The 13761-nt window shown below is 43.8% G+C and carries 14 protein-coding genes and 1 riboswitch; of the genes, 6 read left to right on the forward strand and 8 right to left on the reverse strand.

Going from position 1 to position 13761, the window contains the following annotated elements:
- Positions 1-285 precede the first annotated feature (285 nt).
- Positions 286-777, reverse strand: a complete 492-nt coding sequence (locus C1S74_RS20055) for a VOC family protein (RefSeq protein WP_045397255.1) — start codon at positions 775-777, stop codon at positions 286-288.
- Between the two features lie 297 nt (positions 778-1074).
- Positions 1075-1608, reverse strand: a complete 534-nt coding sequence (locus tag C1S74_RS20060) for a dihydrofolate reductase family protein (RefSeq protein WP_045397257.1) — start codon at positions 1606-1608, stop codon at positions 1075-1077.
- 99 nt (positions 1609-1707) lie between these two features.
- Between C1S74_RS20060 and C1S74_RS20065 the strand changes: the two genes are divergently transcribed.
- Positions 1708-2274, forward strand: a complete 567-nt coding sequence (locus tag C1S74_RS20065) for a TetR/AcrR family transcriptional regulator (protein WP_045397259.1) — start codon at positions 1708-1710, stop codon at positions 2272-2274.
- Between the two features lie 495 nt (positions 2275-2769).
- Positions 2770-3630: a glutathione-dependent disulfide-bond oxidoreductase gene (gene yghU / locus C1S74_RS20070; RefSeq protein ID WP_045397261.1), complete on the forward strand. Its 861-nt coding sequence runs from the start codon at positions 2770-2772 to the stop codon at positions 3628-3630.
- Positions 3631-3972: 342 nt separating this feature from the next.
- Here the strand turns inward: yghU and C1S74_RS20075 are convergent, their stop codons facing one another.
- Complete coding sequence (locus tag C1S74_RS20075) at positions 3973-5580, reverse strand: BCCT family transporter (protein ID WP_045397264.1); 1608 nt, start codon at positions 5578-5580, stop codon at positions 3973-3975.
- A 500-nt stretch (positions 5581-6080) separates the two neighbouring features.
- Here C1S74_RS20075 and C1S74_RS20080 point away from each other — a divergent pair, with 500 nt between their 5' ends.
- The 3 genes from C1S74_RS20080 (at position 6081) to C1S74_RS20090 (ending at position 8630) form a co-directional block, all read left to right on the forward strand.
- Positions 6081-7250 (forward strand): D-alanyl-D-alanine carboxypeptidase family protein, encoded by a 1170-nt coding sequence (locus C1S74_RS20080; protein WP_045397267.1) that lies wholly within the window; start codon positions 6081-6083, stop codon positions 7248-7250.
- Between the two features lie 105 nt (positions 7251-7355).
- Positions 7356-7763 carry an SPOR domain-containing protein gene (locus C1S74_RS20085; protein ID WP_038865140.1) on the forward strand — a complete coding sequence of 136 codons (408 nt, stop codon included), beginning with the start codon at positions 7356-7358 and terminating at the stop codon, positions 7761-7763.
- Positions 7764-7925: 162 nt separating this feature from the next.
- Positions 7926-8630: a class I SAM-dependent methyltransferase gene (locus C1S74_RS20090; protein WP_045397270.1), complete on the forward strand. Its 705-nt coding sequence runs from the start codon at positions 7926-7928 to the stop codon at positions 8628-8630.
- Between the two features lie 74 nt (positions 8631-8704).
- Here the strand turns inward: C1S74_RS20090 and C1S74_RS20095 are convergent, their stop codons facing one another.
- Complete coding sequence (locus C1S74_RS20095; RefSeq protein ID WP_045397273.1) at positions 8705-9178, reverse strand: peroxiredoxin; 474 nt, start codon at positions 9176-9178, stop codon at positions 8705-8707.
- Positions 9179-9665: 487 nt separating this feature from the next.
- On the opposite strand from C1S74_RS20095, the gene C1S74_RS20100 reads away from it, so the two are divergent.
- Positions 9666-11309, forward strand: coding sequence for a sensor domain-containing diguanylate cyclase (locus tag C1S74_RS20100; protein WP_045397276.1), 1644 nt, complete (start codon positions 9666-9668; stop codon positions 11307-11309).
- A gap of 11 nt (positions 11310-11320) precedes the next feature.
- On the opposite strand, the gene C1S74_RS20105 is transcribed toward C1S74_RS20100, so the two are convergent.
- The 4 genes from C1S74_RS20105 to cspE all read right to left on the reverse strand — a co-directional run bounded on the left by C1S74_RS20105 (position 11321) and on the right by cspE (position 13707).
- The gene (locus C1S74_RS20105; RefSeq protein ID WP_045397279.1) at positions 11321-12325 is read right to left on the reverse strand and encodes an adenosine deaminase; all 1005 of its coding nucleotides are present in this window, start codon (positions 12323-12325) and stop codon (positions 11321-11323) included.
- Between the two features lie 100 nt (positions 12326-12425).
- A riboswitch (purine riboswitch) is annotated at positions 12426-12525 on the reverse strand.
- A gap of 319 nt (positions 12526-12844) precedes the next feature.
- The gene (locus C1S74_RS20110; protein WP_045397282.1) at positions 12845-12985 is read right to left on the reverse strand and encodes a PA3496 family putative envelope integrity protein; all 141 of its coding nucleotides are present in this window, start codon (positions 12983-12985) and stop codon (positions 12845-12847) included.
- Between the two features lie 51 nt (positions 12986-13036).
- A complete protein-coding gene (locus C1S74_RS26920; protein WP_038865152.1) occupies positions 13037-13246 on the reverse strand; it encodes a hypothetical protein in 210 nt (69 codons plus the stop codon).
- A gap of 251 nt (positions 13247-13497) precedes the next feature.
- Positions 13498-13707 (reverse strand): transcription antiterminator/RNA stability regulator CspE, encoded by a 210-nt coding sequence (cspE, locus tag C1S74_RS20120; protein ID WP_042606279.1) that lies wholly within the window; start codon positions 13705-13707, stop codon positions 13498-13500.
- Positions 13708-13761: the final 54 nt, after the last annotated feature.

Raw genomic sequence — 13761 nt, forward strand, 5'->3', positions numbered from 1 at the left:
TCACCCCACAAGCCTGCGCACTACGAGTATGTTTCATCGCTCCCCACTGTTTAAGCAACTTGACGCCCACTTACATTATTTGATGTGTACCCCATACATGTCATGGTTGCTACCCCCAAAGCTCGTCTGTTTGAAGAGCATCGTCTTTCTATGGGCAACCTTGTGTGGTTTTAAGTTTGTGGCGTTTTCAGCCCAGAGGTGTCCCAAAATAATTTAGGCAATAAAAATACCCACGAGACCAAAGATCTAGTGGGTATAGAACTTTCAACTTAAAGAGTGAAAGTATTACTCGTAATCAGTAGCGTAAGTATCTTCGTAAGAGTGAGAGTAGAACTCAAATAAGTTACCAAACGGGTCTTCTAGATAAACCATTTGTGCTTGCTTTAACTCATCTTCTGGGTGGTAACGATGAATATCCATGCGCACTTTGCCGCCGAACTCTTCTACACGTTTTATTGCTGATTCAAACTGCTCTTTTGGTAGTTGCAGACAGAAGTGGAAGATTCCAAGGCGGGAAAAGTCAACGTTATGACGTTCTTCACGCTCAACCATTTCGAACAGCTCTACACCGATACCGTCAGTGGTTACTAGGTGAGCAATGTTGAAGCCTTTGAAGCCCTCACCAAATACTGCAATACACATACGACCGATTGCTGATTCACGTTCTTCGATTACTTTAGTGTTGTTCATTACAACGCGAAGGCCAAGCGCATTAGTGTAGAACTCTACCGCTTTGTCCATATCGCCAACCATGATACCAACGTGATTCATTTTCATAATTATCTCCAAAAACTGTGTTGATTAATTTATTCGTATTTCGTTTCGATGTGGAGAAGTATAGGAGGGATTTAACATTTCTTGAAATTATCAAAAATTATATTTTTAATAATATTTACTTATCACAAGCTGCATTTTCGGCATTTTAATCGCAATGTTTAAGGGGATTCAATTATGTTCACAATTAGCACGTCGTAACTCAGAGTTGTCCAAAAATGAGTTCTATCGAACATAGATCTTGAAGACAAAAAATGCCCTTAACGTTATCGACAAGAGCATAATCCCCTCAATCCCGAACTACTTTTGGCGCACGTAAGTCGTTTTCACTAACGTATCCAAAATAACCTCGCTTTTAGTCACTTTGAAGTTGAGTGGTTGTTCCAAATCACCAAACAAAGGTGCGCCGCCGCCAAGTAGGATAGGGAAGCGCGTGATCACCATTTCATCAATAAGATCTTCTTTTAGGAAGTTCTGAACCGTCACACCGCCGTCGATGTAAAGCTCGTTAAAGCCTTTTGCATTTAAGTCAGCAAGCACATCTTTTAGCTCACCTTTTACTAAAAAGACTTTGTCTTCGTAGCCTTGTGGTACTTTCGTCATGGTGTTACTGAGTACGAACACTGGTTTGCTGTATGGCCAATCGCAATCAAAGCTCAGCACGACATCTAAGGTATTGCGTCCCATCACCAAGCCATCAATGCGTTCCATCAGTGAGAAGAAGCCAGTATCAATGTTGTCTGGGTTTGGTACTGAATGTAGCCAGTCGAGTTTGCCCTGTTTATCTGCGATGTAACCGTCCAGACTGGTTGCAATAAATACGATATTTGCCATGAGTACCTCATTAAAATGGTGGTGCTTGAGCCAAGCTAAAGATTAGGTTAAAATTAATTCTACAATGTAGAATAATGCTGAGTTTATCGGGAAGATCAAATGTCTGTCAACGAAAAGAAACGCGGAAGACCGGCCGCCAAGCAGTCACAGCTAAGCGCAGAAGGCATCTTAGAATCGGCCAAGCTATTGATGAAAAAGGATGGAAAGGTACCAAGTATTCGCTCGTTAGCGACGCAATTAAATGTAGATCCTATGGCGATCTATCACTACTTCAAAAACAAGAATGCGTTGCTTGAAGCCTTAACCACATCGCTGGTGGAGGAAATTTATCAACCTCAAATGAATGAAGATTGGCAAGGTGAACTCAAAAGCCTGTCTGTTAGCTACATTGCACTGCTACGTGAGTACAACGGGTTGTTGCAAACCATGTTGAGCATGACATCCCATGGCCCAGCTCAAGTGTTTTCCGAGCGTTATCGAATCATTGTTCAGCCTTTGGGGTTATCCTCGCAAGTGGAGAAAGACAGTTTGGACTTGCTGGCGGATTACCTACATGGGTTCGCGTTCTCGATCAGTTGTTGTCACGATGCAAGCTTGATTAAGAATGAGATGATGGATGGACCGCTGAAGCTGATCTGTTCCTCGTTGTTGGTATCTCGAACCTAGCTCACATTAACGCGTTGTTTTTACTTATACCCAAGTAACCCCGAGATGCTTGGTTCAGCGAGAATGACTTGGTTTGTAGACGAGGCGGCGATTTAAAGGTCTAGTGGGTCTAAATCAAGAATCGGCAACAAAGTATACAAGCCAAGGCCCTTACTATTTGCAAAGAGTGCCCTTCGGGAGCGTGTCATTGAGCCGATTGCTGTGTCAAACAATTTGGAAAGAGCTAGCTATTACGCTGCATTGTTTTCCTTGCTCTCGGAACAATGACAACGCTCTGAATCCAGCTTCTTGGGGTCACTTGGGTATATACCCTGAAAGAAATTCCCATAACCAAAGGTTCTAACTAAAAGAGATTGAAGGACTTTTATTTGGCGAATTCGACCTAATATCTTGAGTAGGCTTTATCGCATTTGGCGATGGGGACATTTGATTATGCTTGCTGGCGCGATTAGGACGTCAGTTTGAAGATGCATTCAAACACAATAAGGGATAACAATGACTAACGAATATACTCCACCAAAAGTTTGGACAAACGACAACGAAAACGGCGGCCAATGGGCAAGTATCAACCGTCCAGATTCTGGTGCACGACATGAGCAAGCGCTTCCAGTTGGCGAGCACCCATTCCAGCTTTACTCAATGGGTACGCCAAATGGTCAGAAAGTCACGATCATGTTTGAAGAACTGTTAGCAGCAGGTGTAACGGAAGCAGAATACGACGCGTATTTGATCAAGATTGGTGATGGTGATCAGTTTGGCTCTGGCTTTGTGTCGGTGAACCCAAACTCGAAGATCCCTGCACTAGCGGATCATTCCGGTGATGAGCCAGTGAACGTATTCGAATCTGGTAACATCTTGTTCTACCTCGCGGAGAAGTTTGGTCACTTCCTACCACAAGAAAGTGCAAAGCGCGCTGAGGTAATGAACTGGTTGTTCTGGCTGCAAGGTTCTGCGCCATACCTAGGCGGTGGTTTTGGTCACTTTTACGCGTACGCACCAGAGAAGTTCGAGTACCCAATTAACCGTTTCACGATGGAAACAAAACGTCAGCTAGATGTACTGGATAAGCGTCTTGCGAACAATGAATTCCTTGGTGGCGATGAGTACAGCATCGCAGATATCGCAACCTGGCCTTGGTACGGCAACCTAGTATTGGGTCGTGCTTACGATGCGGCTGAATTCCTAGATGTAGCAAGCTACAAAAACGTCGTGCGTTGGGCAAAAGCGATTGATGAGCGTGAAGGTGTTAAACGTGGTCGCATTGTTAACCGCGCATGGGGTGAAGAGTGGGAGCAAGTGGCAGAGCGTCACAGCGCAGCAGACATTGATGTGGCGTTGGCGAAAAAGCCTGAATAATCGACCCTTCTAAATAAGTAAAAAAGGAATGCTTCGGTATTCCTTTTTTTGTTTCGTCGAGAGGCGTACGCAAAGTAATAAGTGATCGCCTTGAAGCAAAGCTGCGTAGCAAAGGATGTCATAGGGCTAAGCCCGTTCCAGTGGTGAGTTAGTATCCCTTGACCAATAACTCATTGCGTTATTTGCCCCAACACCTTTGCGTTTGGGGCTTTTTTCTGTCTCTAGAGTTCAATGCTCATCATCAATAAACTAAAAATCCGCATAAAAAACGAGCGCCGTAGTGACGCTCGTCTCTTGTTTTCGGCTTGAGGCGCAATTTATATGCGCATTCTCAAGAGTGAATTAAGCAACAGAAGGTTTCTGCGCTGCGTTTTGATACGCCGGTAATTCTGACCTTAGGCCTTTAATCAAGCTCACACACATGACCAATAGCACTAAGGTGAACGGTAAACCCGTTGCGACAACGCCAGACTGCAGCGCTTGCAGTGCCTCTTTACCACCAATCCAAAGCATGACGGCAGCGATAGAGCCTTCAATACATGCCCAGAAAATACGTTGCGGTACTGGTGCATCAATTTTACCGCCAGCGGTGATGCTATCGATAACCAGCGAGCCAGAGTCTGATGAGGTAATAAAGAACACCAAAATTAGAACGATAGACAGGATTGAAATGACTGAGCTAAATGGCATTGCGTCGTACACATGGAACAGCGTCAGTGAGATGTCTGTTAAGCCATTCGCGCCTAATTCACCGACTTTATTGACGACCTGATCAAGTGCGATACCACCGAATACGGCCATCCAAATTAAGGTTACTGTGGTTGGAATCACGATAACCGCGAAGATAAACTCTCGAACGGTACGCCCTTTCGATACACGTGCGATAAACATACCCACGAATGGTGACCAAGATACCCACCACGCCCAATAGAAAACAGTCCAACCGTGCATCCATTCAGTGTCTTCACGACCAACAGGGTTGCTGAGTGCAAAGATGTTCTGTGCGTAAGCGACGGTGGTATCCCAAATGGATGTTGTCGCGATATCGAAGCTAATGAACATCACGAACGCCAGCAGTGCAAAAGCCACCGCCATGTTGATGTTACTCAGTAGTTTGACACCTCCATCGATACCTCGGATCACAGAAAGTACTGCGATAAAAGTAACGAATGCGATAACAATCATTTGCGTACCAATGCCACCTTCTAAACCAAATACATGGTTAATGCCGCTGGTTGCTTGCTGTGCGCCTAAACCGAGAGACGTCGCTAGACCAAATAGAGTGGAGAGTACCGCTAGAATATCGATAACGTGACCCAACCAGCCCCAAGCGCGGTCCCCAAAGATTGGATAAAACGCTGAGCGTAAAGAAAGTGGTAAGCCTTTATTAAAGGCGAAGAAGGCCAATGATAGTGCAACAATGGCGTAGATCGCCCAGCCGTGGATGCCCCAGTGGAACATGGTTGCGGCCATCGCGAGTGATTTTGCTTCTTCGGTATAAGGCTCTACCTTGAGAGGTGTGCCGAACCAATTGGTAAAGTAAGCGGTCGGTTCTGAAACACTCCAGAACAACAGTCCAATACCCATACCGGCAGCAAAAAGCATAGATAACCAAGAAATGGTTGAGTGTTCTGCAATGGCGTCTTTACCGCCGATTCTGATTTTTCCGAGAGGAGAAAAAAGAATCGCGATGGCGAATAAGATGAAGAAGTTTGCTGACCACATAAAGAACGAGTCGAAATCTGAAATGATGCCGTTCTTTAGGCCGTTTAGGGCATCACGAGCAGTCGCAGGGTCAACAATAAGAAGAGAAGCAAGACAAAGAAGAACAAGACCAGCACTAATTCCGAATACTGGATTGTGGATATCGAATCCCCACTTTTGAACGTTGTCTTGGCCAACCTGATAGTCGGTGGTGTCGATACTATATTTTTTTAGTGCATTATCCATAAATACAACATGTACGCTTTTTAAAAGTGCTGTCCTTTTTCAAGAAAAACACAAAAACCGCCCTCCATTTATTTTGAGTTCAAATTAAAAAATGCGACGAGATGATAATGTTTTATGTAAAAATATGCAAATTTGAGGCTAGTTTGCGCTTTTGTGAGAGGTTTGACCGTGCTCTTAGAGTAAAAAAGTTATGAGGTGTAATGTTTTGATGTGTAATCTTTTTGGGCTGAACACAGAGAATAAGGGTTGGAGGGTCGGGCGCTAAGAGGGAAAATCCGGATCTTTGCGAGCAGCGCTTTGGTATTTTGAATGGTGATGAATCAGTGAGGGGATATACGCTTAGCTGGCGTATTTATATGCTGGTTTTGTGCGCAATATTCTACCGACATCGCATTCTTTTCGACAAATATCGAGTAAACGTAACGAATCGTAACAGAGCTGCTGTAACTGAACAGCGTTTCAATATACTCCACTTAGTTTGTAAGCCACAGAATGCTGCTATGAGAAAAAACACTTTATTCAATGCTACGTTAGCGACTGCCCTGACTGCTGTATCTACTTTTAGTTTTGCTGCACCTACCGTTGTTCCTAATGCACCGGAGCTTAGCTCACGCGGTTACGTTTTAATGGATTACCACACTGGTACAGTGTTGGTGGAAAGAGATGCTGATAAGCGTCTGAACCCAGCAAGTTTGACCAAGCTGATGACCGCCTATGTCGCGGGTCAAGAAGTCAAATCCGGGAACATCAGTCTGGATGACGACGTGGTGATCAGCCGTAACGCATGGGCAAAGAACTTCCCAGATTCTTCAAAAATGTTCATTGAGGTGGGCACCTCCGTTTCTTTGTCTGATCTATACCGTGGTTTGATTGTTCAATCGGGTAACGATGCAAGTGTGGCGATTGCTGAACACGTCGCAGGCAGTGAAGCCGGGTTTGTCGGATTGATGAACAGTTGGGCGAATCAGCTTGGTTTGTCAAATTCTGCATTTACCAATCCACACGGATTGGACAGCGATGGTTTGTACTCGACTCCTCGTGATATTGCGACTCTCGGCCGTGCCATCATTCGTGACTTACCAGACATCTACCCGTTGTACAGCGAGACTTCGTTTACTTACAACGGCATTACCCAATACAACCGTAACGGTTTGCTACGCGATCGCAGCATGAGTGTGGATGGCATGAAAACCGGCTACACCAGTGGCGCAGGTTACAGTCTTGCGACATCGGCAACTAATGGTGACATGCGTTTGGTCGCGGTTGTAATGGGCGCAAAAAGCCCAAGTGTGCGTGAGTCAGAAAGCAAACAACTGCTGAGTTACGGTTTTCGATTCTTTGATACGGTTGTACCAACTGAAGCCGGCAAAGAAGCCGCGACAGCGCGCGTTTGGATGGGTAATCAGGATGAAATGAAAGTCGGTGTTGACCGCGATATCTACCTAACGCTACCAAAAGGCGATGTAAACAAGCTGCAAGCGGAAGTTGAATACAACGGCGATTTAATGGCCCCGATTCAAAAAGGCCAAGTGGTTGGCAAGGTTTTGTATAAGGTCGACGGTGACGTCGTGAAAGAAGCTGAGCTAGTGGCGTTAGAGCCAGTTGATGAAGGCAGCATCTTCAAACGTCTAATGGATTGGTTTAAGCGCTTGGTCGCGAGCTGGTTCTAAATCTCGATTACACACAAATTGATTTACTAAGGCGGCCGAAATGGTCGCCTTTTTGTTTTGAGCACTCATTAAGAGAACCATTCAGAACAAAAAACGGAGTTACGTGTGCGCAAGATTCTATCTTTGGCCTTGGCTTTTTCCCTTACTGGCTGTGTGCTGCCGCAGCATCAACCTGTCGATTCTGGGCAATGTGTCGGCGTGATGTCATCGCAAGATGCTTATGGATATCTCAACCCAAATCACTACACGATGCAGGTACTGGCACTCAAAAAAGAAAAGGATGTCAAAGAGTACATTCGCTATATCGATCCGAAACATCCGGTTTGGGTGAACTGGAAAAACAGCCGTGGTACGCGATGGTATACCGTGACGGTTGGGGATTTCAAAACCAAGCAAGACGCCTATAACGCACTGTCTTCGTTGCCAAGTCGCGTTAAGCAATCTTCCCCGTTTGTACTGACATTTGGTGAAATGCAACGCAAGCAAGAGACCAGTGTGGTGCGAATGCGCTAACTTAGCTGGAGCCTTCTTGTGACTTCAAGAGGGCTTATTCTGCCTTTCTAGAAATCTAAATCTTCAGTCTACGCGAAAGATCACTGATCTAACGTGCTTTTGACTTTACTTCATATCGGGTATTTTCTAGTCTTCGCATCCCACTTTTTCGTTGGAGTCACCATGAAGCAAGAAATGTACACCACCCATGTGCAACAATACGATTTGGTCGCGCAAGATAATTTGTACAACGCGCATTTTGAGCGCCCAAATACGCTTGAACTTATCGGTGATGTCTCAGGGAAAAAGGTACTGGATCTAGGTTGTGGTTCAGGACTTTATGCTCAGATTCTTTTAGCGCGAGGAGCAAGCGCGGTCACTTGTATCGATGCTTCTCAAGAAATGATTGAAATAGTAAAAGATAAGTTGGGAGAGACGGTTTCCGCTTACGCACAAGACCTATCAAAAGGGCTACCAGAAGAAGACGATGCGCAATACGATTTGGTGATTTGCCCTTTGATGATTCATTACATCCAAGATTTACGCCCACTGTTTAATGACGTCAAGCGGGTGCTTAAAGCAGGTGGTGAGTTTGTGTTTTCAACCCATCATCCTTTTGCGGATTATGAGTGTTCTTCGTCTGGCAACTATTACGAAAAAGAGTTGGTTAAAGATATGTGGAATACCATTGGTGACCCAGTACCCGTTGCCTTTTACCGTCGTTCATTACAGGACATTACAGACGCAATGACAGAGAGTGGAATGGCAATGTTGGCGCTCTCAGAAGGTAAGGTTAATGACAAGATTCGTGAGATCTCAGAAGAGGATTACCAACGACTTTCAACCTTTCCCAATTTCATATTCATCAAGTGCTTTTCGATGAAGTAAGCCCTTCAAAATAAGTTTGAACGCAATAAAAAACGGAAACCAAATGGCTTCCGTTTACGTTGTTCTTGCTTGATTTATAGCGCTGCTAGAATGGTTTCTGCTTTGCTCGCTTCGAATGTTTTTGGCTCTTCAACATTCAGCGTGGTCACTACGCCATTTTCGATGATCATTGCGTAACGCTGTGAACGAACACCGCCAAAACCGCCCGTGTCCATTTCCAGACCAAGTGCTTTAGTGAAGCTTGCATCACCGTCACCTAACATGAGTAGCTCAGAAGCATTTTGTGTTTCGCCCCAAGCTTTCATGACAAAGGCATCGTTGACCGATACACAAGCAATCAGGTCAACACCTTTCGTTTTCAATTGGTCTGCTAATACAACGTAACCAGGTAAGTGAGCTTCAGAACATGTTGGCGTAAATGCACCTGGTACCGCAAACAACACGACTTTCTTGTCGGCAAACAGTTCGGTTACTTCGTGATTTACCATACCATCCGCAGTAAGTTCGCTAAGCGTTGCGGCAGGTAGTGCTTGGCCTTGTTGAATCATGATTTTCTTCCTTTTTTGGGTAGCTTTATAAAGCTCACTCAGTCTAGCGCCAAAAGTGTTCCCTAACCACAGACGAATTGTAAGGACATCATTGGCTTCATAAAAACAAACCGCCTGAGTGGCGGTCTGATAATGCTTACATCGCACTTATCCCCGAGAGCTTGTGAGAACAGAACAAAGATATGTACCAATTGAAAGCATTCGCAGCAGACGCTTTGAAAGAGCTTATTGATATTGCAATGTAATGGCATTCTTTCCGTATCAACGATCCAAACCATTAATGGTTGAGAGGGCGATGTGCACTTGCAGCGGAAGTTCTCGATAAACTATTAAATGTAGGTTGATATATCGGTCAAACTAAATAGCCGATTCGTTATTAACAAACTAAACTATATGTATAACCATACCTTTGATAAGGTCTTTTGTGCGTATCGTCAATTTTTCATTTAAAAGCGTTCGAACTAAATTTGTCGTTACGTATTCATTAATGACTATTTGCTTCGTCTTGATTCTCTTCGCGGTGCTGTACTTTAAAGAGCGGCAACGGATCTTTAATGTTGCCCTCGAAAACTCTATTCAAGTCTCTAACCTGCATTCTGACGTGATTAGCCAAGAGCTACAAAGACATATTGCTTCACTGCAAACCATTAGTGGTCATCAACGCGTTCAGGAAGGGGACATCGACTTTATCGTCGAAGAGTTAAAGTGGTTAAAAAGTATGTCCAAACAATCAGTGATCAATACTTTGTTTGTGGATAAGGATTGGAATTTAATTGATCACAAAAGCAGAACGATAAAAGTTGAACGAACGGAGTTTATTGATGATGTCAGATGGCAGAAAGAGGGTTATCACATCTCAGCCCCTCACGTTGGTTTGATTGTCAAAACGCCTATCGTGGCGCTTGGTGTGCCTGTTTACGACGAATACAATAATTGGACTGGCATTGTTGGCGTTTCGATCTCTGTGGAATATTTAGCGCAGCGTTTGTCCAAAGTGAAGCTTGGTAATAGCAGCTATGCTTGGATATCGGACAGCAGTGGTACTGTCGTTTCGCATCCCGATACCTCGTTAATTCTTCATGCTAACATTTTTGAAGGGGAGCGAGTTGGCTTTGATGGCTTTGCGGATATTGCGGTACAAACCAATTGGGACAGTGTTGGGCACGGTCATTACTACGACAGAAGGGTTGGTGAAGCCAAGATTGTCACGTTTGCCAAAATAGATACATTGCCTAACTGGACACTCTTCGTGACCACGGAAGAATCCGATATTTTCCTTGATATTAATGAGTTACTTGAAGACGTTGCCATCACGTCATCGGTGGTGATTGTAGTCTTTATGCCGATCGTGTTTTATCTCACCAATTCCATCACTCGACCTATCTTGGATCTGACCTACGATGTGGAAAATGCGGTGAACAATCAATACAGCATGTTTTCCGGATACGACTCTAAAGATGAAATCGGGCAGCTTTCCAACGCATTTAAGAACACCTTCGATGAGATCCATCAAAACAATAGAAAGTTGGAAGATGTGGTTGCACTTCGTACACAAGAGCTTAATACGGCGAACCAAGAACTGGCTTATTCCGTCAATCTACTCAACAAAAACAACCATAAACTGACGTGGTTAGCGATGCATGATCCGTTGACTAACTTGTTCAACCGACGTGCGCTCATCACTAAAGTACATGATCAAATACAGAAAGCACGAGCGCATAGCCTGCCTTTGTCATTAATCTTGCTCGATCTCGACCATTTTAAAGAGGTGAATGATACCTTTGGTCACGATGCTGGCGACCAAGTGCTAAAACACGTAGCAGAGTTTTTTGCACAAGCCTCAGGGCAAGATACCCTACTAGCAAGATGGGGTGGGGAAGAGTTTGTCTTGGTTGTTGCTGAATCGACCCTTGCGCAAGCAAAGCGATTCGCTGAACGATTAATGGAGGATCTCAAGCGCGAAGACTTTTATCCTGTGCCGAACATTACCTTTAGCGCAGGTGTGGCAAGTTTAGTGTCCGATGAGAGCTTTGATGAACTAGTCGCTAGGGCAGATAAAGCACTCTATGCCGCGAAGCAACAAGGTCGGCAATGCGTGCTAATCGCGGAAGAGATAGGGCTAGAGGTCTAGCCCTATTTGGTTTAGTGATTTTCTAGGTAGTGCACGACTTGCGTGCAGTACTTCGCTTTCATTTCTTCACTGATGAAACTAGCGTTAATGGCATTGATCGTGAACTGAGCAATTTCTTGTTTCGTCATGGCATGAGCATCACTTACCGCCATAAAGTTATCCGTCATATAGCCGCCAAAATATGCTGGGTCATCGGAGTTTATGGTGACCGCAACGCCTTTACGCAGTAATTCAACAATGTTGTGTTGTTCCATTTGATCAAATACACACAGTTTGATGTTCGACAGCGGACAGACCGTTAGTGGCATTTGGGTCTCAATTAATGCTTCCACCAAAGAAGCATCTTCCACACAGCGTACGCCATGGTCGACGCGGCTTACACCAAGCATCTCTAGCGCATCAACAATGTTTTGAGCTGGGCCTTCCTCTCCGGCATGAGCAACCGTCAGTAAGCCCGCCTCTTTCGCTTGTTGAAAAGCGCGTTTGAATTTCTCTGGTGGATGACCAAGTTCTGAAGAATCTAAACCAACGCCAATGATTTTGTCTTGATGTTTCAAGATAGATTGCAGCGTTTCAATCGCGCTTTCTTCAGATAAGTGGCGTAAGAAACAAGCAATGATTTGTGAGGTGATACCGAGCTTCTCTTGCCCGTCTTGCATGGCGCGATGAATGCCGCGGATGACGATATCGAATTCGATACCGCGGTCGGTGTGCGTTTGTGGGTCGAAAAAGATTTCAGTATGAATGACGTTGTCGGCTTTACAGCGTTCTAGATATGCCCAAGTCAAATCGTAGAAGTCTTGCTCGGTACGCAGCGCGTTTGCACCTTGGTAGTAAATATCTAGGAAAGATTGTAAATCTTCGAACTCGTAAGCCTTGCGCAGTGCTTGCGGAGATTCATAAGGAATGTCGATGTTGTTGCGTTGTGCTAGCTCAAACAACAATTCTGGTTCTAACGAACCTTCGATATGTAAATGTAGCTCTACTTTTGGAAGACCTTGAATAAATGCATTCATAATAAACTCCCACTTTTTCTTATGGTTGTTGTGGATGCAGTTACTCTAAGAATAGGTATAGATTGGAAAAAATCGAACGCCATTACAAAGAGTAAGATCCACAGTGATCTCAACTCTTCGTAATCAACACTTTAAGGGTGCTGGTAGAGACCCCCAAACCATATCATTGGGGTTATACGAAGCAAACGGTTGCGATTATACGCAAAAAATTGGGGTTGGCTAGCGCTGCTAGAAAAGGATTTGTGGTTGTGAAATGAAGAAGAAGGTGGGTTTTATAAACTTTATTGAAGCCATTTCGTCGCGGGGTGTTTCGGTTCCAGCACACACCTAGCTGAGAATCGAGCATTCAGTGGCTAATACTGAATGACACCTTGCGAGAATTTTGGCGTTTAATATCAAGTTTACTGTGCGTTGCTCATTGTGAACTGAGAAGGGGTGGCGATACCTTGCACATCGATATAGTAAATAGATAAGAATGATGAGAAGAGTATGGAGGGACTTCATTCATTGGTTTAAACATTAAAGCTCAAACAATTTATCAAACTCTCTTTGTTCCATAATGTCTTCAATACGACGGCGCGTTTGTTGTTTTACCGCAGCGGCGTTTTGTTCAGACTCTTTCTTTTCTTGCTCTATTTGTTTTTTACTTTTTCTGGCCATTTGAATACCTTCCTAGTTATTCGCACTACTAATTAATGCATCAAAATAGATTTATTTGATACTAAAACTTCCTAACTTTGAACCTGAGTCACACAGTATTTCACCTGAGTAGCTCTTCTCACAGTATTTAAAATCAATGAGATAACAAGTTGATTGAAGCTTTGGGAGTATATGGCGCCTTAAAATGTCACCGTTGAGTTGATGTATTTTGGCGTTCCAAGAAATGTCGGGTTGTTTTAAACGGAATTCAATTTCTAACATCTATTCTCCTGTTTCTTTGTGACTTTTTCTTTATTTGATAATTGATACCAGTGTCTTTGACGACCTGTTCTTTTAGACATAATTTTTCCTAATTTTAATATGTGCTGCGGATTAATTTTAGGCAGCAGAAAACCGAGCAAAATTTTATTGATTATTGATTATTGATTATTGCTTAGTGTTAAGTCTGAGGAATTTTTTGAAGGGGGGAGAGTTTGGTGCAGCAAGGAGATGCTGCACCAAGAAAAGCTATCTTATAGAGGAGTAACTTCAGTCGCTTGAGGACCTTTTTTACCGTCTTCTACATTGAAGCTTACTTTCTGACCTTCAGTCAAAGTTTTGAAACCGTCAGAAACGATAGCGTTGAAGTGTACGAATACATCTTGGCCGCCGTTGTCTTGAGATAGGAAACCAAAACCTTTAGTTTCGTTAAACCATTTTACTGAACCAGTTACTTTAGACATAAAAACCTCTGAATTTAAACAATAATATACGAGTTGTAGTGGATCTTTTTTAAG

Source organism: Vibrio hyugaensis, assembly GCF_002906655.1.
GTDB classification, from domain to species: Bacteria; Pseudomonadota; Gammaproteobacteria; order Enterobacterales; family Vibrionaceae; genus Vibrio; species Vibrio hyugaensis.